This is a genomic window from Curtobacterium sp. VKM Ac-2861 (assembly GCF_013204965.1).
In the GTDB taxonomy this organism is placed as follows: Bacteria; Actinomycetota; Actinomycetes; order Actinomycetales; family Microbacteriaceae; genus Curtobacterium.
The window spans coordinates 1-20,270 of sequence record NZ_JABMLA010000006.1; the positions used below are offsets into that span (position 1 = coordinate 1).

Here is a 20,270-nt window from a genome sequence, read left to right on the forward strand (position 1 = left end):
ACGCGGCACCGCCGAGCACGAGGGCGCCGGTCGTGGCGAGGGTGATGGAGGTCTTCAGGCTCTTGCGCATGGTGATCGTTTCCTTTGCTGAGGTGTCGCGCTCGGCGCGGCTGCTGTGTGCGCGCCGAACACACCCTGGTGCAGGGTGGAGAACCAGCAATGTGCGGCTGGTGAGCGCTCCGGGTGATTCCCGGTCTGTGCAAGCTATTCGGCGCCCTCCGACGAGGAGATTGGAACCCCGTACCCCGTTACCGCATCGTAATATTTGTTGTGGGAAATGTAACCTGTTCGAGGGTCGTGTATTTTGTCGGAGCCCGTCTCGATTGAGGATGGCTCAGTGATCACGAAGCACCTGCGACGGGAAGGTCCGGAGTCCTCAGACCACGAGAACTCGAGGCGGCTGACTCGGGCTCTACCGGGCGCGACCCCAGTCGACTTCAGTCGAGCCGGATGCGGACGACCCAGCCGACGATCGTCCCATCGTGCGGGATTCGCGGGGTCAACGTTCGCGCCGCGTGCTGCATCGCAGAGCCTGGGATTGGTTCCTGCCCCGAGCCGTTCGCGGACGGCCCGTACCGGACCGACACCTGGTCGATTCGAGTGACGATGCCGGCGATTGGGCGCTCTGGCCCGGCACCAAGCTGCTCAGCATCGGTGTTGCGTTCCTCGGTCACCGTGCGTCGGCCTCCGAAGTGGCCGAGACGAATCGGGTCCGCGTCGACGACGTCCCATCTAACTTGCTCGCCGACGGCGACGTCGAAAGCGTCCTCCGCGACCTGCCATTCGATGAGCCAGACGTCGCGCTCCCCGTCTCCCAGAGGCGGCACGATGCTCTCCGACGGGACGACGCAGGGTTGTCGCCGTTCAGCTGCCGGGTCAACGAAGCTAGGGGCACCGGCGAACAAAGCGTGCGCTGTCGCGGGGAAAACTACGTGTTTCGACGGACGTTGTTCGGGCGGCATGTCCCGAAGGCTATCCGCCTAGAGAGGGCGCCAGCCCTCGACATCTCGGCGGAAGTGACCGCTAACCGATCGGCTAACCGACATTGGCCACGTCAGATGACGACGAGGTTGAACCATTAGGCGGGGCGGGTATCGGCCGTGATTGCACGTGCGCTCCTTTGCGGCCTTGATCGGTGATGTCGGTGTGGACCGCTACGGTAGGCACCGCTTGAGGAGGTCCAAGATGCCCGCACTGATGCCGCCCGTAACGATCCTGGATGCGCTGGATAACGCCGTGGGCCAGCGGGTTCGGGACGGAGCCCTGCACCGGCTGAGTACGAGCGAGCTGGACGAAATTCGCGATACATTGACCGAGTTTTGGAACGCGCAACCGGATCTCGACGGCACACCCAGCGACGATCAGCCGCGCGCCTCGTTCCTCGGCGGGTTCCTCGGTTCATTCTGGAGTGAGCAACTGCTGCGGCAGGAACTCAGCGACGCGTTGCTTTACTACCCGAGACTGCTGGTACTTGATCCGCTCGCGGACTTCTTCTCGGACGGCCGTGGGCTTCCTCCGCTGTGGGCAACGCGGTACCGACGACCAGACGGGCAGGCAGACACAGTCGCTACTGGTCCCGAGATGTGGCTCGACCCGTTCCGCTACGACCGAATACGCGCCGACGCTGCCGCGGCCGCAAAGCGCTTCGCCGCGATCGTGAACAACCTCTACGTGCTCGACAAGCCAATCCGTGCTGGGATCATCGTTCTCAGGAGTCAGTGGCCGACGATCCGGGCAACGACGCAGCAACTCGCAACGGCGGTCCGGATCGACAGTCGAAACGAGACTCTGCAGCGGTTCCTCGACAGCGCCGACGACAGCGAGTTGCACACATGGGACAGCATCCGTGGCATGAAGCTTGAGATGAACCTCCCAGTGGTACGGGCGGACCGGCCAACGCAGTTCGCACCCCCGTTGTATTACCTGGCGAAGACCATCGCGGTCGCTCACGCCGGTGCCGCTCAATACGTTCCCGCGAACGGAGCCTCGTTGGGGCTGCTGCGGGCGAGGTACAACGACTCAGTGAAGGCATTTCCGGCTTCGATGCTTCGAGAAGTCAGCCGTGTCGCGGTTCCAACCGCTGATACTCCGCTCACCGAAGCGGTGGCGATACGAGCGTCATCAGACGACTTTGAAGCGTGGCGACTGAAGCTGCAGGAGCTGCATCGCGCGTCCGAGAACGACGATCTGGACACGCTGCAAGATCGGGTGAGGGAGACGCTCGTCCCTGCCATCCAGGACGTGAAACGCTCGCTTAGTCAGTCACGCTTCGGCGCGTCGTTCCGTAATGCCGGAAGCGACTTCATCGTGGATGGTGCGGTGGGCGTCGGAACCGCAGCTGCCGTGTCAGCACAAGCTGAACTCGCCACAGCCGTAGCGGTAGGTGCCGCAGGTGCCGCCGGCGGTGCGATGTTGCGGTGGCTGCTTCGGCAGTATGGCCCCGCGCGTCCCACAGGCGCGAATGCCGTCCTCGCGACACTGATACGTGCCCCGCGCTGATCCAGGCCGTTCGATCAAGCTCGGCAATGGTGGACCGATAGCGGGTCGACTACCGCGACTTCGTGCGCAGCGGTCCAGCTCCCCCCTCGAGCCCCGTGCTTCCTGATGGGGGCGTTCTCGGATAGGTGGTCCGAAACGATTCCGAATGACGGGGCGTCAAACGAGGCGTTCCACCGACGCCCACCACGTGCGGAGGAATCAGCGCCGCCGCACCCCGAGCCCCACCACCGCCACGAGGTTGACAGCACTCCCCACCAAGAACCCCGTCGTCCCACCCGCGACGCCGGCCACCGGCCCGAGCACCGCCATGAGCCCAGCACCGACGACGAACCCGGCGACCGAGGCCAACGCCACCTGCCGTGACCGCCCCGATGCGAGCAACAGCGCCGCCGGCACGAGCCCGACGGTGAACACCCACACCCCGACCATCAAGTAGCGCAGGTCAGCCACGGCAGCAGCCCCCTCGGCGGGGTAGACGATCGGCAGGAACCACCCGGCGAGCAGCGCCACCAGACCGAACACGACGGCAGAAGCAGCGGCGAACCCGACGACGAGCATCAGCGCTCCGCGAGACCGCAAGGACCCACCATCCGTCCGGTGCGCAAACGCCGGTACGAGCACCTGCCCCAACGCCTGCCCGAGCATCGACGCCGGCGTCGCCAGGGTGAACGCCGCCGCGTAGACCCCGGCCTCGTGCGCCGACGAGGTCACCTGCGCCGAGATCATCGTCAACTGCAGCAACCCGTTCGAGGTCACCACCGCCAGCACGTTCCACGCCGCGAACCCGAGCGCCCCGGCAGCGGGTTCACGAGCCGCAGGGCCGAAGTCGTTCCCCCGGGGCCAGCACGCGATCGCGAACACCGTGTACCCGATGGCCAGCGGCAGCAGCACGAAGGGCTCGAGCCGAGCGACGCACGCCACCACGAGCATCCCGAGCGCGAGCACGCTCGTCACCGAGTCCCAGAGCGCGACCCGCGGTGCCCGGCCGTAGCCGAGCTGCGCTCCGCGGGCGTAGCAGTACAGGCCGTAGCCGACGACGACCCCGACACCACCGAGCACCATGCCGGGGCCGTTGCCCCAGGCGACCGCGATCGGCACGGTGACCGCGGCGAGCACCACGGTCGACACCAGCATCGACATCCCGAGCAACTGGTTCACCGCGGCGTCCGACCGCCGATCCCGCAACGCGATCGCCAGGTACCGAGAGGCGGTGTTGCCCGCTGCGTTCGGCCAGAGCAGCGCGACGAACACCGACAGGGACAGCAGCGCCGTGGTCTGCCCGAGGGTCTCGGTGCCGAACACCCGCCCGACGACGACGGTCACGAGCAGCTTCGCGACGCCCTGCACCCCGATCCCGACCGTGGCGAGCACGGCCGACGACGCCACAGAAGACGACGGAGCCACAGGGGCAGCAGGCCCGCCAGAAGGCCCACCAGAAGATCCAGACCCGCTCACCGCGCCAACGCCTGTTCCACCCATCCACGCCGATGCGCGCGCACCCCGAGCGTCACCGCCCGGACCCCGATGTACCCGAGGGCGAACGCCGCCCACAACCCGGCGAGCGTCCCGCCGGCCCACCACAGCAGCGGCAGGTACACGACCAGGTTCACGCCTCCCGCGATCGCCAGGTACCGCGCATCCCCGGCGCCGATCAGCACCCCGTCGAGCACGAACACGTACCCGGCGACGGGCATCCCGACGGCGATGAGCACCAGCACGAGCGGCAGCGCGTCCCGCACGGCGGACGAGTCGGAGAACACCGGCCCGAGCACTCCGCTCACGGCCAGGGTCAGCGCCCCGAGCAGCGCCCCACCGATGATCCCGAGCAGTACGAGCCGCCGCGTCACCAGCCGGACCCGGGCCGGGTCCCGCGCCCCGAGCCCGTGCCCGACGAGCGCCTGCCCGGCGATGGCCAGGGCATCGAGCGCGAACGCCAGGGTCGAGAACACCGTCAGCCCGACCTGCGTGGTCGCGAGTCCCGCGGTCCCGAGCCCGGCAGCGGCCCCGACCGTCGCGAGCATCGCGATCCGCAACGACGCGGTCCGCAGGAACAGCCAGGCCCCGGACCGCAGCGCCCGGACGACGCCCGAGGCGCCGGGCCGCAGCGGCGCTCCCGACGATCGCGCGGCGCGCACCGCGATCCGGACGTAGACGATCGCCATCGCCCACTGCACGATGACGGTGCCGGCGGCGGAGCCCTCGACGCCCCAACCCGCCCCGTAGATCAGGAGGGCGTTGAGCAGTCCGTTCGCGACGAACCCGACGGTCGCGACGACGAGCGGGGTCTTCGTGTCCTGCAGCCCGCGCAGCAGCCCGGTCGAGGCGGTGACGACCAGGATCCCGGGCAGCCCGATGAGCGAGACCGTCAGGTACGCGGTCGCCGCCGCTGAGACGTCGGGCGACGCACCGAACAGGTCGACGAGCGGCCTGGCGAGCGGCCACCCGACGAGCGCGAGGACCACGCCCAGCACGAGTGCGAGCCACATCCCGTCGATGCCCGCGCGGACGGCGCCTCGACGGTCACCACCGCCGAGCGCGCGCGCCACGGCCGGCGTCGTCGAGTACGCCAGGAACACCAGCAGCCCGGTCACGGTCGACAGCACGGCACTCGCGAGTCCGACGGCCGCCAGGGGTGTCGCGCCGAGGTGCCCGACGAGTGCGGTGTCGGTGAGCAGGAAGAGCGGCTCGACCACGAGCGCGCCGAGCGCCGGTACCGCCAGCCGGACGATGTCGCGGTCGACCGCACGCCGTTCTGTGGTCACTGCGGGTCGCGTCGGTCGGGGCACCGGCCCATTCTGGCGGCGATGCGGACCGCGCGTGGTCCACGCACGCAGTCGACGTGGCGACAGGGCGGACGGGAGGCCCGTGGCGGCGCCGCCACGGGCCTCCAGTCCGCCATCCCCACGTTCACGATCATGGGTCGTTATCGTGGAGCGGGTGAAGCCGAGCAAACGCGAACGTCGTCTCCGCAACCTGCAGTCGCTGATCCTCGTCGGCTCGATGGTCGGAGTGGTCGCCCTGGCGGGTCTTGCCGGATGGCTCGGTGCCCCGCAGTGGGCGGTTCTTGCGTTCGCCAGCATCGGGTACATCGTGTGCTGGCAGGCGACGCTCACGGCGGTACGACGTCGTCGAGCGATGTGGAACGACCCTGCCGAGTGAGGCGGGGTGGGTTGCACCCCGATCCGCACCGGCGGCCTGCCGCGTCATAGAGTCCTGGTGTCGGACGCTGTTCGCGAATAGAATAAAATAAATACGGTTCGGAGGCCCCGATGGTCGAGACAGCACCGTCCCCGTTCACACCGGGCTACGGCAGGAAGCCTGTCATCTTCGGCGGGCACAGGGAAGAGCTCACGGATCTCCGTGCCGTGTTCGACACGCTCGACTTCGGCGAGAACCATTCCGTCCTCGTCTCTGGACTGCGTGGTGCTGGCAAGACCTCGTTCATGACGACCCTCGAAGATCATGCCCGTGACGCTGGTTGGCTGGTCATCAGCGATGACGCCAGTGCGGGGCTCATGGGACGGGTGATGGACTCAACCATCCCTACCCTCATCAACGACATGACCCCGGCGAGTCGAGCGCGACTGACCTCGTTCGGGGTCTGGGAGTTCAGCGCGGACATCGAGTACGTGAACCGGCACCGCAGTGTGAAGCCGCAGCTGCGCTCCGACCTCACCGCCCTTTCTTCTGCGCTCGGAACGAGCGGGGGCATCCTCATCACCATCGACGAGGTGTCCTCCGGCAAGGTCCGTCTCCGTGAACTGAGCCGTTTCGCTCTGCAGATCTCGCACGCACTCCGTGACGGTGCGCAGATCATGGTCGTGTTCGCCGGGGTGAAGGTGAGCCTCGACGCACTTCTCGCAGAAGAGCACACCACCTTCTTGCGACGCTCACGCGAGGTGGAGTTCGAGCGCCTGACCGCACCGGAGACGCGGCGAGTGTTCGCCGAGACAGCGCGCGTCGGTGGTCGGCGCGTAGAAGATGAAGCGCTCACCAAGCTCGTCTCCCTCTCCCAGGGCTACCCCTACCTTGTGCAGCTCGCTGGCGACTACGCGTGGCGGAACAACTCCACAGCACCCACCATCACCCTCGCCGACGCCAGCGTCGCCCACGACAAAGCCATCAGGGCGGTCGAGATTCGAGTCATCAGCCGTGTCTACGGCGACCTCTCCGATGTCGATCAGAAATTCCTTGACGCAATGGCACAGGACGACGACCGCACGAAAGTCGCCGACATCGTCAAGCGCATGGGCGTGTCCGATGCGTACGTGCAGGTCTACAAGAAGCGCCTCATCGACAGTGGGTACGTCCACGCAGCCGGACACGGGTACGTGCAGTTCTCCCTGCCTTACCTCGGCGCCTACATCCGCCGCCAGCTTGCTGCCGAAGCACGCGACGGCGGTGGCAGCGGCGGGTGGGACGCCTATCCGGCGCCTGACTTGCCCTCGTGAGCAGACAGGGCACGGCCAGCGGCGTCGTTCCGTTCCGCGCGTGACGCGGGATCTCCGACCCGCGCCGTGACGGACGGGAGGCCCGTGGCGGCGTTGCCACGGGCCTCCCGTCCGGTGGTCCCACGTCGTCAGGCCGGACGCGCGTTCCGGCCGACCGATCGCGTCAGTCGGCGCGTGGTTCGGCGGGGACACCGCCGGTGGCGGCGTGCGCGTCTTCGGATGCGACGGGCGTCGCCTCGTCGGTGCCGCGCGCCCGCCCGATCAGGTCCATCAGGTGGTAGACGACGATCGCGGCGATGGTGCCGAGGATGATGCCGCCGAAGCTCGCCTGGCCGAACGCGAACGTGAAGTCCGCGATGCCGATGATGAGCGCGATGCCAGCGGTCAGCTGGTTCTTCGGCTTCGAGAAGTCGACCCGGTTCTCGACCCAGATCCGGATGCCGATGACACCGATCAGCCCGTACAGGGCGGTGGTCGCGCCGCCGAGCACGCCGGCGGGGACGGAGGAGATGACCGCACCGATCTTCGGGGAGAGGCCGAGCAGGACGGCGGCGATCGCGGCGACCCAGTACGCGGCGGTGGAGAAGACGCGGGTGGCGGCCATGACGCCGATGTTCTCGCCGTAGGTGGTGGTGGCGGAGCCGCCGCCGGCACCGGCGAGCACGGTGGAGATGCCGTCGGCGAAGAGCGCCCGGCCGGTGAGGGGCGTGAGGTCGCGGCCGGTGAGCTGTCCGACACCCTTCACGTGGCCGACGTTCTCGGCGACGAGCGCCAGCACGACCGGCACGAACGCCAGGTAGATCGCGAGCTGCGATGGGTCGAACGCGGGAGCGGTGAACGTCGGCAGGCCGATCCAGGCGGCATCGCCGACCTTCGAGTAGTCGACCTGGCCGCCGATCAGAGCCGCCACGTAGCCGACGAGCACGCCGATGACGATGGACAGGCGACCGATCAGCCCCTTGAACAGGACGGTGACCAGGATGATCGCGGCGAGGGTGATGACCGCGACGACCGGGGCCGCGGTGAAGTTGTTCTTCGCCGCAGGTGCCAGGTTGAACCCGATCAGGGCGACGATCGCGCCGGACACCACCGGCGGCATCAGGCGGTCGATCCACCCGGCGCCGGCCAGGTGCACGACGAGCCCGACGATCGCGAGCAGGGCGCCGACGACGATGATGCCCGACAGGGCGAGGGGGATGCCGCCGATCTTGGTGGCAGCACCGATCGGTGCGATGAAGGCGAACGACGACCCGAGGTAGCTCGGCAGCCGGTTGCCGGTGATGAGCAGGAACAGGATCGTGCCGATGCCGCTGAACAGCAGGGTCGTCGACGGCGGGAAGCCCGTCAGCAGCGGCACCAGGAAGGTGGCGCCGAACATCGCGACGACGTGCTGCACGCCGAGACCGATCGTCCGGCCCCAGGTCAGTCGCTCGTCCGGTGCCACGATCGTCGTCGCGGAGACGGTCTTGCCGTCGCCGTGCAGCTTCCACGGAAGTCCCATGCGATGACCGTACCGGCAGCCGTGGGCCCGTGACGTCCCGCGGTTCCCACCTGTGGACAACTTGTATATGGTGTGTGGAGTACCACCGGAGGAGCACCATGCCGCAGTCGTCCCCGTCCATCTCCCCAGCACGTCGCGCCCTGGCGACCGTCGCCGTCGCAGCGGTCGCGCTGTCGCCCGTCCTGGCGGCCACCTCGGCCAGCGCCGCGAACGGGTCCAGTGCCGCCGCGACGCGGCAGACACCGCGGGCCGACTTCACCGCCGGCGTGCGGTCGATCGACCACGGACTGGGTGTCGTCACACTCGTCGGGACCGGGCCGGCCGGGGGCAGCGTGGGCATCACGGGCGACGGCGTCGAGACCACGTGGACCGAGGCCGGCCCTGACGGGGCCTGGAACACCCCGGTCCGGGTGCGATCGGGCGCACGCGTGCTGCACGTCACCTCGCAGGTGACCGGACGACAGGTCGACGTCCCGGTGGACGTCCTCGTGCTCACCCCGCCGGAGATGCTCGCCACCGTCGACGGCCTCGCCCGCACGATCACCCTCGACGGCTCCGGGCACCCCAGGGCGCACATCGTGATCAAGGACGACGGGGAGACCGTCGGTGAGACCGATGCGGATGCGGACGGTGCCTGGTCCTCCACCCTGCGGGACCTGGCCTTCGGCGACCACCACATCGAAGCGTGGCAGTACTTCGACGGCACGCACAACGGCGGTGTCGACGACGTGTACACGGTCTCGGGTGCGGCGATCGTGTCCACCGCGACCGCTTCGCGTGAGACGGAACGGGTGTCGATCGCCGGACGGGCACCGGTCCGGACGACGCTGCGGTTCGCGGACGCCGACGGGCCGGTCCTCGACCCCGACGGCCGCCCGGTGACGGCGACGACCGCGGCGGACACCTCGTGGTCCGTCGAGCTGCCCATCCCGGCCACGGCCCGCTTCTACTCCGTCACCGTGACGACCTTCGACGGCGCGACCGAGCTCGGCGCGACCGAAGCACGGGTCACGATCCCCCTCGCACTCACCGGCACGGTCGACGTCCTCGCCGACGGGTCCGTCCGGCTCGCGGGCACCGGCGAGATCGGTGGGGTCGTCGCGCTCGAGGCCGAGGACGGCACCGCGATCGAGAGCGCCGACGGACACCCGATCGCGACGTCGATCGGACGCGGCTGGGAACTCACGGTCCCGCGCACGCTGCTGCCGGGCGACGTGGTCATCGCGCGACAGCGGGTGGACGGCGTCGAACAGGGCGCGCTCCGCCTGGTGCTGCCGAAGCTCCCGGTCCACCCGACGCCGCGGCCGGAGCCCGGCCAGGGCCCCGGTCACGGCACGGGCTCCAGGCCCGAGGTGTCCACCGGTACCCACCCGACGGCGCAGCACGCGGCAGCGGGCCGGATCACCGTCGTCTCGGCGAAGCAACTGGCGTACACGGGAACCGACCCCAGCGTGCCCGTACGGATCGCCGCTGCACTCCTGGCGTCCGGCCTCGGGGGGCTCGTCGTGGCCCGCCGGTTGCGTGGTCGCGCAGCCCACCGCGACTGACTCCGCTCGAACATGGCGTCGGTGGCTATCGTGGACGGCATGACCGACGTCGCACGTGCCTCCGGCATCCACACTGACGAACTCGACCCCGCGGTGCGCCCCCAGGACGACCTGTACCGCCACGTGAACGGCACCTGGATCGCCGAGACGCCGATCCCCGACGACAAGGCCCGCTATGGCTCGTTCACGGTGCTGGCCGAGGCCGCCGAACTCGCCGTCCGCGCGATCATCGAGCGCTCGCAGCAGGCCGCCCCCGGCACCGAGGAGCGCAAGGTCGGTGACCTCTTCTCGTCCTTCACCGACGAAGCACGGCTCGAAGAGCTCGCCACCGCGCCGATCGAGCCGCTGCTCGCCGAGATCACGGCCATCGAGTCCGTGCCCGAGCTCATCGCCACCGTCGGACGCTTCGAGCGCCTGGGGCTGCCGAGCTTCCTGCAGCTCTTCGTCGACAACGACCCGGGCGACCCCGAGTCCTACGTCGTGTTCCTCGAGCAGTCCGGTCTCGGCCTGCCCGACGAGTCGTACTACCGCGAAGAGCGCTTCGCCGACATCCGGACGAAGTACCGCGAGTTCGTCGCGGCGATGTTCCCGCTCGCCGGGTTCGAGGACGGCGGCGACCGCACCGAGCACGTCATCGCGCTCGAGACGGCCCTGGCGTCGAAGCACTGGGACAACGTCACCACCCGCGACAGCCAGAAGACCTACAACAAGCTGCCCTGGGCCGAGGTCGCGGCGCTCGCCGAGGGCATCGACCTGCAGACGTGGTGGCAGGCCATCGACGCACCGGCCGGCGCGTTCGAGACGATCGTGGTCCGCGAGCCGTCGTTCATCACGGGCCTTGCCGAGCTCCTGCGCGACCAGCCGCTCGAGGTCTGGAAGGACTGGCTGCGCTGGCAGGTCATCCGTGGCTCGGCCGCGTACCTGACGAGCGCGTTCTCGGCCACGAACTTCTCGTTCTACGGCACCGCCCTCACCGGGGCGCCGAAGCAGCGCGAGCGCTGGAAGCGCGGCGTCTCCCTGGTCGAGGGCGCGATGGGCGAGGCCGTCGGCCGGATCTACGTGCAGGAGCACTTCGACGAGACCTCGAAGGCCACGATGGACGACCTCGTCGCCAACCTGGTCGAGGCGTACCGGCAGAGCATCACGGCGCTCGACTGGATGACCGACGAGACCCGTGCGCGTGCCCTCGACAAGCTCGACAAGTTCACGCCGAAGATCGGGTACCCGGTCAAGTGGCGCGACTACTCGGCGCTGCCGGTCGTGCCCGACGACCTCGTCGCGAACGTCCGCGCCGTCGCGTCGTTCCAGGTCGACCGCGAGCTCGGCAAGATCGGCAAGCCGATCGACCGCGACGAGTGGTTCATGACCCCGCAGACGATCAACGCGTACTACAACCCCGGTTTCAACGAGATCGTGTTCCCCGCGGCGATCCTGCAGTTCCCGTTCTTCGACGCCGACCGCGACGCCGCCGCCAACTACGGTGCGATCGGTGCCGTCATCGGCCACGAGATCGGGCACGGCTTCGACGACCAGGGCTCGCAGTACGACGGCGACGGCAAGCTCGAGAACTGGTGGACCGAGGCCGACCGCACGGCGTTCGAGGAGCGCACGAAGGCCCTCATCGCCCAGTACGACGCGCTCGTCCCGACCGAGGTGCCGGACGGCCACGTCAACGGTGCCCTGACGATCGGCGAGAACATCGGCGACCTCGGTGGCCTGTCGATCGCGTGGAAGGCGTACCTGCTGTCGCTCGACGGTCAGGAGCCCCCGGTCGTCGACGGCCTGACCGGTGCCGAGCGGTTCTTCCTGAGCTGGGCGCAGGCGTGGCAGATGGCGATCCGTCCGGAGGAAGCCGCGCGCCTGCTGTCGATCGACCCGCACTCGCCGAACGAGTTCCGGTGCAACCAGGTCGTCCGCAACATCGACGGCTACTACGACACGTTCGGCGTGACCGAGAAGGACGCGATGTACCTCGACCCCGCCGAGCGCGTCGCGATCTGGTGATGGTGGAGCCGGACGCGGCTCGGTCGTCACGCCGTCGGCGGCCGGAGGACCGCTCGGATGGTGGCAGTCGGGCCCGCGGTCGGCACAGCGGTCGGCCGGACGACCGCTTCGGCGCCACGACCGAGGCCCTCGGTGCCCTCGCCCTCGACGGCGCCGGCGTCAGCGCCTCGGTGATCGACACCTCGACCGGCAAGGCCCTGCTCGCGATCGACGACACCGTCGTGCAGCCCGTCGCGAGCCTCGGCAGGGTGCTGCTGCTGATCGAGGTCGCGGCACAGCTCGAGGACGGACGCCTGCACGGCGACCGCCTCCAGCGCATGGCACGGGACACCGCGACCGGCGCCGGGCTGTGGCAGTTCCTGCAGGAACCGACGATGCAGGTGCCCGACCTGGCGACCCTGGTCGGCGCCACCGGTGACACCTGGGCGATGAACGCACTGCTGTCGACGGTCGGCATCGACGCCGTCCGCGAGCGTGCGGAGTCGCTCGGCATCGAGCGGACCGCGCTGATCGACCGGGTGCGCGACCGTCGTGGTCCGGACGACGCCCCGGATGCCTCGGTGGCCCCGACGGGTGAGCTCGCGTGGGTGATGCGCGGACTGGCGCTCGGCGAGGTCGTGGACGAAGCGGTCTCGAACCGGGTGCTCGGCTGGCTGTCGCTGGCGAGCGATCTGAACCTGGTCGCCGGCTCGTTCGGCCTCGACCCCCTGGCGCACCGTGCGCTCGACCACGGGCTGCAGGTCGTCGCGGTCACGGGTTCGAGCACGGGCGTCCGCGCCGAGGCCGGGATCCTCCGCGGCCCGGGGTCGTCGGTCAGCTACGCCGTGACGGTGACGTTCGACGACGCCACGTTGCAGCGGCGCCTCGCGGTCATCGAGGCACTGCGGACCATGGGCACCGAACTGCTCGAGGCAGTGCACGCCCCGGCGCGCCGCTGACCGGTCGCTCAGTTCCCCTCGGACGTTGCGTCGGGTGGCGGCACGCAGGCCCACTCGGCGGTGAGGCTCAACCCGTCGACGGTGCCGCGGATGCTGGCGGTGGCCGGGTCTGCGCCGGAGGAAGACGACCAGGAGTCGCGGCCCATCGCGCGGTCACTGACCCCGAGGCCCTCGGACGTCCAGAGCGCGGTCACGGCGTCGAACGGCTCCTGGGCGTCGTCGACCACGTCGAACACGGGCACCACGCTGAGCGCCGTCGCCCGGGTGCCGGTCGTGTCGGACGACCCGGACGTCGCGCACTGTTCGGTGCCCGTCGTCACGGTCGCCGGGACCCCGGCGGCCGCTGCTGACCGCTCGAGGAACGCGCGGAGCACGGTGGCGCGGTCGTCGACGTCTGCAGGGACCCACGGGGTCGGCGTGGGACTCGTCGGTGCGTCGCCGTCCGGACCGACATCCCGCGGCTTGGGTGCGTCGAGGGGGAGCCCGAGCCACCCACTGACCGCGCCGCTGCCCAGGTCGAAGGCGGTCCGCGGTGCGCGGTGTGCATCGGCTGCTTCGTCCGTCGTCGCGGCGAGGGTCTCGGCGACGTCGCCGAGCGGACGCACGCCGATCGACAGGGACGGCCGATCGGCCACTGCCGGGAGGCCGGAAGCGTCGTCGGGGGCCCGCGCCGCGTCTGCGTACGTCGTCCCCGGCGAGTAGAAGAGGCGCTCCACGTGGTGGTCGTCGGCGAGTGTGTCGACCATGCGCAGCAGAGCCCGGCCAGGGTGCGTGGCCGTGACGCCGACGGACACGTCGCCGCGGCTCAAGGTCGTCGTCCTCGTCGTACTCGTGTTCGTCGGCTCTGGACCGGTGATCGTCCGCACACGTTTCGCTGCATCGCTGAAGCTGACGTTCCGCACGAGCCCGATCCTCGAACCGGTCGGGGTCATCCACAGCTGTCGCACGAAGGTCCGCGTGCGCAGCCGACCGGCCAGGCCGACGACCCTGCGGTCCATCGGATCGAGGCTGACCGGAGCGGTCTTCCGCGCAGACGGCACGTCGAGTGTCACCTGCAGCGTCGTGCCGGTGACACCGCGCTCGGCCGTCCGCCGGACCCGCTCGGCGACGGCGAGGTCGGCGGTGTCCGCGGTGACCTGGAGCGACGTGAGCCAGTGGTCCGGGTCGTCCTTGGCGTCGAACTGGCGGATCTCACCTTCGGTCGAGTCCACGCCGGGCAGCCGATCGACGTCCGCGATCAGGTCCGCGAGCGCCGACTCCGACCCGTGCGGCGGCGGTGGCATCGTGCACGCTGCGAGTGCCAGCAGGGCCCCGAGTGTGGTCGCGATCGCTGCCGCGGACCGTGTTCGTCTTCGAGCCCCCATGCCGTGAGTCTAGGAACGGGCCGTCGCAGTGCGATATCGGTCGCGAGACCCATCGGTGCTCAGCGGAGGACCACGAACGACCGCAACGGCTGCGGGGCGACGTCGTGGACCTCGACGAAGCCACGTGACTCGTAGAACGCGCGCTGACCTGGCTCCGCATCGGTGAGCAGGACCGTCTGGCGGACACCCGCGTACCGCTCGAGGACGGCGTCGAGCAACGCGCCGCCGACGCCGGACCGGTGCGCTTCCGGCACCACGAGCAGGTCCTGGACGTAGACGATCGTCACGCCGTCGGACACCGTGCGGACGAGCCCGAGCATGCGGTCGTCGTCGTCGCGTGCGGTCAGCACGGTGTGGGAGCCGGCGATCGCCCTGGCGAGGTCGGCGGGGTCCTGTGTGTACACGGTCCACCCGACGGCGTCGTAGAGGGTGAGGAGTTCGTCGGTCCCCGGTCGTTCGTCCCTGATGGCGAAGGTCACCGGTCCATCGTGCACGAGGCCCGAGGCGGCCAGGCCGAGGTCGACACCGCCGCCGGGCGTGCGGTGAACTGCCGGAGGTGCCCTCCGTGGGCATCACGGTGATCCGGCTGCCCGACGAGCCAGCCGTCACCCACCCGCTACGACGTCGCCTGCCCCTCCGGCACGAGCGCCTGCACGGACAGCAGCGACGCATCGGCGGACGAGCACGCCTGGTAGTCGGCGTCCTTCACGAACAGCGACTGCTTGGATCCGGGCGGGTACACGCGGAAGCCGTCCGGGGTCTTCGGCGAGCAGTCGGCCTTCGAGTAGTTCCCGGCCTGGACGATCTTGAGCGGTGCCACGGCGGTCTGCCCGGCGGCCAGGGTCACGGTCGGGTGCGGTGAGCTCTTCTCCTGCGTCGCCGCAGCACCGATCTGGGTGCCGTTGCCGCCGCCGACGAACGAGACGCCCGGCCAGCCCTGCAGGGTGCAGGTGGTCGACCCGGTGTTCTGCAGGGCGAGGTGCACGATGACGCTGCCGGCCGCACCGCCGCTGCCCGGCTCGATGCTGGCGGCGAGCGAGGACGCGGCACAGCGACCGCCAGCGGCCGACCCGGACCCCGACGACCCGGACCCCGACGACCCGGACCCGGAAGACCCGGAACCGGTGCCGGCTGACGCCGACGAGCCGGACGACGGGGTCGCGGACGACGACGACGCCGACGAGGACGACGACGCGGACGGCGACGGCGCGGGTGCGGTCACCGTCTCGGTGGCGGAGGGTTCCCCGCCGGAGGCACAACCCGCCAACGCCCCGACTGCGACGAGCCCGGTGACGGCGAGCAGGAACTTCGATCGACTGCTGCGTTGCATGGTGCACAGGCAACCACCACCGGGAGATCGCGGTTCGGTCGGCATCCAGGGACCGCGAGCACACTCCGGAGCAAGGAACCCGAGCAGCGGAGGTCGGACATGACGGGCAAGCACGAACAGGCACGTGGCGACGAGGGCCGCGCGGACGGGGTCGAGACCCGCGCAGGTGCCTTCACGGACAGCGACATCCCCGGCGAGGAGCGCGTCACGACGACGGAACCCGTCGGCGAGTTCGTCGCGAGCGACATCCCGGGCGAGGCCCGCCCGGAGTCGAGCGGACCCGACGGCGAGTACGTCGAGTCGGACATCCCCGGCGAGGCCGAACCGACGCAGGACGGCGAGACCGGTCACTACGTCGACAAGGACCAGGCCTGACGACTAGTCGATGCGCTCCGCCGCCACCAGGCGGCGGAGCGTCTCCACGCCCGCTGGCGGGCAGCGACCGGCGTCCGCCGAGGTGACCCACTCGACCTCGTCGACCTCTGCCGAGGCGACGGGCGTGGCGGAGTCCAACGGGCCTCCTGGTCGGACCAGGAACAGGGTCATCGCGACCATGGTGCCTGGCGCCTGCCCGTGGGCCGGCTCGAGGACGACACCGAACGGGTCGACGTCATCGGCGGTCACCCGCAGGCCGGTTTCCTCGTGTGCTTCGCGGATGGCGGCGTCGAGGTCGGTCTCGTGCGGCTCGGCCTTGCCGCCGGGCAGGTAGAGCACGTCGCGCGCTCGCGCACGCACCATCAGGACGCGTCGGTCCCGCACCAGCAGGAGCGCGCTGACCCGCAGCGTGGGTGGCTGGGTCGTGTCGGCCGGGAGGCTCAGCTCGCGTCCGCCTCGTCGGCGCGCTTCGAGACGGTCGGGTCCAGGGCGGTGCGGTCGGCGAGCGGGACGACGGGCGCCGGCAGCTCTGCCTCGGGCTCGGGTCGCACGCCGAACAGGGCGTCGATGGCCCCGACGAACTCCTCGCCACGGCCGGCGCGGCCGAGCTCGCGGGCCCGGACCGACGGGCGGTGCAGCAGGACGCCCACCAGGTGCCGGAGGGCGCGCTCGGTGTGCTCGGCGGACTCGCCGTCGGCGTCACCGCGGCGCTTCGCACGGTCGATCTCGTCGTCGAGGATGTCGAACACGTGCTTGCGGAAGGCGACGAGGGCCGGGGTGGTGGACTGCTCGAGCGCCTGCGCCCGGAAGCGGGACACGGCGTCGTCGACCATCGCGCGGGCCTCGGACTCGGCGTTCAGCTCGGAGATCGGGGCGTGCAGGCTGATCGTCTCGAGGTCGAGCAGCTCGACGCCGTCGACACCGGCAGCGGCCGGGTCGACGTTGCGGGGGAGTCCGAGGTCGATGACGATGCGGCGGATGCCGTCGTCGAGGTCGGCCGGTGCGACGACCGGGAGCTCGCTCGACGTGCAGGTGATCACGACGTCGCTGGTGCCGATCGCGTGGCGCAGGTCACGGGCGGCGACGAGGTCGTGCTTCGCGGCGAACCAGGCGGCACGGCCCGAGGGCGAGAACACCTGGATGTGCACGGCGCCGCGGTCGCGCAGGGCCGCGATGGTGGTGGCCGCGTAGCTGCCGGTGCCGATCAGCAGCACGCGGGTGTGGGCCCAGTCGGTGACGCGCGACGACGCGAGCTGCAGGCCGAGGCGCACGAGCGAACGACCGGCGGCACCGATCCGGGTGCGGGTCTTGACGCCGCGCGAGGTGTGGGCGGCTTCCTGGAACAGCCGCTCGAGGTCCGAGGTGGTGGTGCCGTTGCTCCGGGCGTCCTCGAGCGAGCGGCGGACCTGGCCGGAGATCTCGGTCTCGCCGACGACGACGGACTCGAGTCCGCTCGACACGGCGAACAGGTGCTGCACGACGTCCTTGCCGCCGAGCACGTTGACCGAATCACGCAGTTCGGTGGCGTCCAGGTCGCTCGCAGCGGCCACGGCCTGCACGGTGGCGGCGACGGCGGAGTCGCGGTCGTCGCCGGCGATGTCGAGGTAGGCCTCGAAACGGTTGCAGGTGGCGAGGACGACGGCGCCGTCCAGGACGTCGGAATCCGTCACGAGGTGGCCTGCTGCGGCCGGGGCAGCGATGCTCAGTCGCTCCAAGAGGTCGAAGCTGGCGTTGCGATGCGACGCCGTGAGACAGATGAGCACGTAGCCAATGGTAACGCGCTCGATGGGACAATCATCCGGTGACCGACGCGACGACCACATCCCTCCCCGACTCCCACCCCCTGGCATCAGGGCGGACGAGCGGGTCCCGCCTCGTCCGGGCCCTGCGGGGTGACCGTCCGGAGACGCTGCCGGTCTGGTTCATGCGGCAGGCCGGTCGGTCGTTGCCCGAGTACCGCGAGCTCCGGGTGGGCACGGCCATGCTCGACGCGTGCCTCGACCCCGAGATGGCGTCGGAGATCACGCTGCAGCCCGTCCGCCGGCACGGGGTGGACGCCGGCATCTTCTTCAGCGACATCGTCGTGCCGATCAAGCTCGCGGGCGTGGACGTCGAGATCGTCCCCGGTCGCGGCCCCGTGCTCGGCTCACCGATCCGCACCGCGGCGGACGTCGACGCTCTCGAGCCGCTGGACCCGGCGGCCCTCGAGCCGATCCGGCAGGCGGTCGCCCGCACGGTCGAGCAGCTCGGCGACACCCCGCTGATCGGATTCGCAGGCGCACCCTTCACGCTCGCCGCGTACCTGGTCGAGGGCGGCCCGTCGAAGGACCACATCCGCGCACGGACCCTCATGCACGCGGAGCCGGAGACCTGGTCGCGGCTGCTGGCCTGGGCGGCCGAGGTGTCGGGGGCGTTCCTCCGGGCCCAGGTGCTCGCCGGGGCCTCGGCCGCACAGCTCTTCGACTCGTGGGTCGGGTCCCTGTCGCGCGCCGACTACGTCCGGTACGTCGCACCGCACTCGGCGCAGGCGCTGTCCCACGTGACCGACCTGGGCGTGCCGCGCATCCACTTCGGCGTCGGCAGCGGCGAGGTCCTCGCCGACATGACCACGCTCGGCACCGACACGGTCGGCGTCGACGCGGTCGGGGTCGACTGGCGGCTCCCGCTCGACGAGGCCGTCCGCCGCGTCGGCACCGGCGTCAGCGTGCAGGGCAACATCGACCCGGCGATGCTCGCGGCCCCGTGGGAGGTCCTCGAGGCCCACGTGCGCGAGGTCGTCCGCCGCGGTGGCGCCGCCCGCGCCCACGTCGTGAACCTCGGCCACGGGGTGCCGCCCGAGACCGACCCGACGGTGCTGACGCGCGTCGTCGAGCTGGTCCACTCGCTCGGTGACGGGTCTGCCGCGTGACCGACGTCGTCGTGGTCGGCGGCGGGATCGCCGGACTCGTCACGGCCCGTGACCTGGCGAAGGGCGGCGCGGACGTCGTGCTCGTCGAGTCGTCCGGCGTGCTGGGCGGCATGATCCGGCGGCACACGGTCGGCGGCCTCGACCTCGACATGGCGGCGGACTCCTTCGCGACCCGCACGGACGCCGTCGGCCGCCTGGCGATCGAACTCGGGCTCGGCAACGACGTCGTCGCCCCGGACCCGCGCGGTGCCTGGTTGATGACCCGTGACGGCCGGACGTCGCCGATCCCCGCGACCGGGCTCCTCGGCATCCCGAGCACCCCGATGGCCGCCGACGTGCTCGCCGTGGTCGGGCAGAAGGGCGGGCTCCGTGCACAGATGGACTCGCTGCTGCCCGGACCGGTCGGCGCCAAGGCGGAGACCCTGGGTGAACTCGTCCGGCGGCGCATGGGGGAGCGGGTCCTCGACGACCTGGTCGTCCCGATCGCCGGCGGCGTGCACTCCACCCACCCGGACCAGCTCGACCCGGAGCGGGTGGCTCCCGGCCTCCGTGCGGCACTGCTCCGCGAGGGCTCGCTGGCCCGCGCGGTCCTGGCACTCCGCGCCCGCGCGGCCGCCGGTACCCCGGTGCAGGGAATCCGCGGCGGGATCGTCCGGCTCGTGGACGAACTCGTCGCCGACATGGAGACCTACCGCGTCGACGTCCGGCTGCACACCCGGGCGACCCGGATCGAGGCGCACGCGGTCGAGGTCGTCTCCGCCGACGGCACGGTCGAACGCCTGCCCGCGCAGCACACCCTGTCGTCGGTGCCCGATCCCGAGCGCACCGCGGCGTCGGACCGGACCGGGATCGAGCTCGTCACGCTCGTCGTCGACCAGCCCGAGCTCGACGCAGCCCCCCGCGGGACCGGGATGCTCGTGCACCCGGACGCGCAGGCCGTGTCGGCGAAGGCCCTGACGCACGCGACGGTGAAGTGGCCGTGGCTCGCCGAGGCGGCTGCCGGCCGCCACGTGCTGCGCCTGAGCTACGCGATGCCCGCCGAAGCGACCAGCGCGCACGGCGCGAGCGGTCCCGACGACGCGGCCACGAGCCTCCCGGTCGACCCGGACGGACCCGTCGGCACCCGAGCGCTGCACGACGCGGCCACGCTGCTCGGCGTCCCCCTGACGGCGACGCACGTCGTGGGCGCTGCGCGCGTCCGCTGGCACGGTCCGGACCTGATCGCTGCCGGCCTCGGAGCAGGCGTCATCGGCATCGGTGAGGTCGCGACCGGACGGGGCCTGGCCGGGATCATCGCGGCCGCCCGCACCGCCGCTGGACAGATCCTGGATTCCTGAGCGGACCCCAGACCGC

18 protein-coding genes are annotated in these 20,270 nt (G+C 70.7%); 9 read left to right on the forward strand and 9 right to left on the reverse strand.

Annotated features, from left to right (window positions below; genetic code table 11):
• Positions 1-437: 437 nt before the first annotated feature.
• Positions 438-962 carry a DUF6578 domain-containing protein gene (locus HQQ88_RS15040; protein WP_131878667.1) on the reverse strand — a complete coding sequence of 175 codons (525 nt, stop codon included), beginning with the start codon at positions 960-962 and terminating at the stop codon, positions 438-440.
• 223 nt (positions 963-1,185) lie between these two features.
• Between HQQ88_RS15040 and HQQ88_RS15045 the strand changes: the two genes are divergently transcribed.
• Positions 1,186-2,499: a hypothetical protein gene (locus HQQ88_RS15045; protein WP_148058391.1), complete on the forward strand. Its 1,314-nt coding sequence runs from the start codon at positions 1,186-1,188 to the stop codon at positions 2,497-2,499.
• Positions 2,500-2,697: 198 nt separating this feature from the next.
• On the opposite strand, the gene HQQ88_RS15050 is transcribed toward HQQ88_RS15045, so the two are convergent.
• Together HQQ88_RS15050 and HQQ88_RS15055 are read right to left on the reverse strand one after the other, a co-directional pair.
• Positions 2,698-3,870 (reverse strand): hypothetical protein, encoded by a 1,173-nt coding sequence (locus HQQ88_RS15050; protein ID WP_173170017.1) that lies wholly within the window; start codon positions 3,868-3,870, stop codon positions 2,698-2,700.
• 80 nt (positions 3,871-3,950) lie between these two features.
• Positions 3,951-5,261 carry an MATE family efflux transporter gene (locus tag HQQ88_RS15055; RefSeq protein WP_173170019.1) on the reverse strand — a complete coding sequence of 437 codons (1,311 nt, stop codon included), beginning with the start codon at positions 5,259-5,261 and terminating at the stop codon, positions 3,951-3,953.
• Positions 5,262-5,436: 175 nt separating this feature from the next.
• Here HQQ88_RS15055 and HQQ88_RS15060 point away from each other — a divergent pair, with 175 nt between their 5' ends.
• Complete coding sequence (locus HQQ88_RS15060) at positions 5,437-5,658, forward strand: hypothetical protein (RefSeq protein WP_173170021.1); 222 nt, start codon at positions 5,437-5,439, stop codon at positions 5,656-5,658.
• 110 nt (positions 5,659-5,768) lie between these two features.
• A complete protein-coding gene (locus HQQ88_RS15065) occupies positions 5,769-6,950 on the forward strand; it encodes an ATP-binding protein (RefSeq protein ID WP_173170023.1) in 1,182 nt (393 codons plus the stop codon).
• A gap of 163 nt (positions 6,951-7,113) precedes the next feature.
• Here HQQ88_RS15065 and HQQ88_RS15070 read toward each other — a convergent pair whose 3' ends face one another.
• Positions 7,114-8,451: a solute carrier family 23 protein gene (locus HQQ88_RS15070; RefSeq protein ID WP_173170025.1), complete on the reverse strand. Its 1,338-nt coding sequence runs from the start codon at positions 8,449-8,451 to the stop codon at positions 7,114-7,116.
• A 98-nt stretch (positions 8,452-8,549) separates the two neighbouring features.
• Here HQQ88_RS15070 and HQQ88_RS15075 point away from each other — a divergent pair, with 98 nt between their 5' ends.
• From HQQ88_RS15075 to HQQ88_RS15085, 3 genes are read left to right on the forward strand one after another with little or no spacing between them, the layout of a single operon-like run.
• Positions 8,550-9,998 (forward strand): hypothetical protein, encoded by a 1,449-nt coding sequence (locus HQQ88_RS15075; RefSeq protein WP_173170027.1) that lies wholly within the window; start codon positions 8,550-8,552, stop codon positions 9,996-9,998.
• 39 nt (positions 9,999-10,037) lie between these two features.
• Positions 10,038-12,002: a M13-type metalloendopeptidase gene (locus HQQ88_RS15080; RefSeq protein WP_173170029.1), complete on the forward strand. Its 1,965-nt coding sequence runs from the start codon at positions 10,038-10,040 to the stop codon at positions 12,000-12,002.
• Entirely contained in the window at positions 12,002-12,940 is a 939-nt protein-coding gene (locus HQQ88_RS15085; RefSeq protein ID WP_173170031.1) for a serine hydrolase, read from the forward strand. Before HQQ88_RS15080 ends, HQQ88_RS15085 begins: the two co-directional genes overlap by 1 nt.
• An 8-nt stretch (positions 12,941-12,948) precedes the next feature.
• On the opposite strand, the gene HQQ88_RS15090 is transcribed toward HQQ88_RS15085, so the two are convergent.
• From HQQ88_RS15090 to HQQ88_RS15100, 3 genes are all read right to left on the reverse strand, one after another.
• Complete coding sequence (locus HQQ88_RS15090) at positions 12,949-14,151, reverse strand: hypothetical protein (RefSeq protein ID WP_173170033.1); 1,203 nt, start codon at positions 14,149-14,151, stop codon at positions 12,949-12,951.
• A 212-nt stretch (positions 14,152-14,363) separates the two neighbouring features.
• Positions 14,364-14,783, reverse strand: coding sequence for a GNAT family N-acetyltransferase (locus HQQ88_RS15095; RefSeq protein ID WP_173170035.1), 420 nt, complete (start codon positions 14,781-14,783; stop codon positions 14,364-14,366).
• Positions 14,784-14,920: 137 nt separating this feature from the next.
• Positions 14,921-15,634, reverse strand: coding sequence for a DUF4232 domain-containing protein (locus HQQ88_RS15100; protein ID WP_123294503.1), 714 nt, complete (start codon positions 15,632-15,634; stop codon positions 14,921-14,923).
• Positions 15,635-15,733: 99 nt separating this feature from the next.
• On the opposite strand from HQQ88_RS15100, the gene HQQ88_RS15105 reads away from it, so the two are divergent.
• Positions 15,734-16,009 (forward strand): hypothetical protein, encoded by a 276-nt coding sequence (locus tag HQQ88_RS15105; protein ID WP_123294504.1) that lies wholly within the window; start codon positions 15,734-15,736, stop codon positions 16,007-16,009.
• Between the two features lie 3 nt (positions 16,010-16,012).
• On the opposite strand, the gene HQQ88_RS15110 is transcribed toward HQQ88_RS15105, so the two are convergent.
• Together HQQ88_RS15110 and HQQ88_RS15115 are read right to left on the reverse strand one after the other, a co-directional pair.
• Entirely contained in the window at positions 16,013-16,453 is a 441-nt protein-coding gene (locus HQQ88_RS15110; RefSeq protein WP_279432386.1) for an NUDIX domain-containing protein, read from the reverse strand.
• On the reverse strand, positions 16,450-17,772 hold the full coding sequence (locus HQQ88_RS15115; protein WP_123294506.1) for a glutamyl-tRNA reductase: 1,323 nt from the start codon (positions 17,770-17,772) through the stop codon (positions 16,450-16,452). Before HQQ88_RS15115 ends, HQQ88_RS15110 begins: the two co-directional genes overlap by 4 nt.
• A gap of 38 nt (positions 17,773-17,810) precedes the next feature.
• Here HQQ88_RS15115 and hemE point away from each other — a divergent pair, with 38 nt between their 5' ends.
• Positions 17,811-18,917: a uroporphyrinogen decarboxylase gene (hemE, locus tag HQQ88_RS15120; protein WP_131844975.1), complete on the forward strand. Its 1,107-nt coding sequence runs from the start codon at positions 17,811-17,813 to the stop codon at positions 18,915-18,917.
• Positions 18,914-20,254, forward strand: coding sequence for an FAD-dependent oxidoreductase (locus tag HQQ88_RS15125; protein ID WP_173170037.1), 1,341 nt, complete (start codon positions 18,914-18,916; stop codon positions 20,252-20,254). Before hemE ends, HQQ88_RS15125 begins: the two co-directional genes overlap by 4 nt.
• The last annotated feature ends 16 nt before the right edge of the window (positions 20,255-20,270 follow it).

Coding starts and splice junctions, on each gene's coding strand:
- HQQ88_RS15040 (WP_131878667.1), bottom strand. CDS start 962: ATGCCGCCCGAACAACGTCCGTCGAAACACGTAGTTTTCCCCGCGACA.
- HQQ88_RS15045 (WP_148058391.1), top strand. CDS start 1,186: ATGCCCGCACTGATGCCGCCCGTAACGATCCTGGATGCGCTGGATAAC.
- HQQ88_RS15065 (WP_173170023.1), top strand. CDS start 5,769: ATGGTCGAGACAGCACCGTCCCCGTTCACACCGGGCTACGGCAGGAAG.
- HQQ88_RS15070 (WP_173170025.1), bottom strand. CDS start 8,451: ATGGGACTTCCGTGGAAGCTGCACGGCGACGGCAAGACCGTCTCCGCG.
- HQQ88_RS15075 (WP_173170027.1), top strand. CDS start 8,550: ATGCCGCAGTCGTCCCCGTCCATCTCCCCAGCACGTCGCGCCCTGGCG.
- HQQ88_RS15080 (WP_173170029.1), top strand. CDS start 10,038: ATGACCGACGTCGCACGTGCCTCCGGCATCCACACTGACGAACTCGAC.
- HQQ88_RS15085 (WP_173170031.1), top strand. CDS start 12,002: ATGGTGGAGCCGGACGCGGCTCGGTCGTCACGCCGTCGGCGGCCGGAG.
- HQQ88_RS15100 (WP_123294503.1), bottom strand. CDS start 15,634: ATGCAACGCAGCAGTCGATCGAAGTTCCTGCTCGCCGTCACCGGGCTC.
- HQQ88_RS15105 (WP_123294504.1), top strand. CDS start 15,734: ATGACGGGCAAGCACGAACAGGCACGTGGCGACGAGGGCCGCGCGGAC.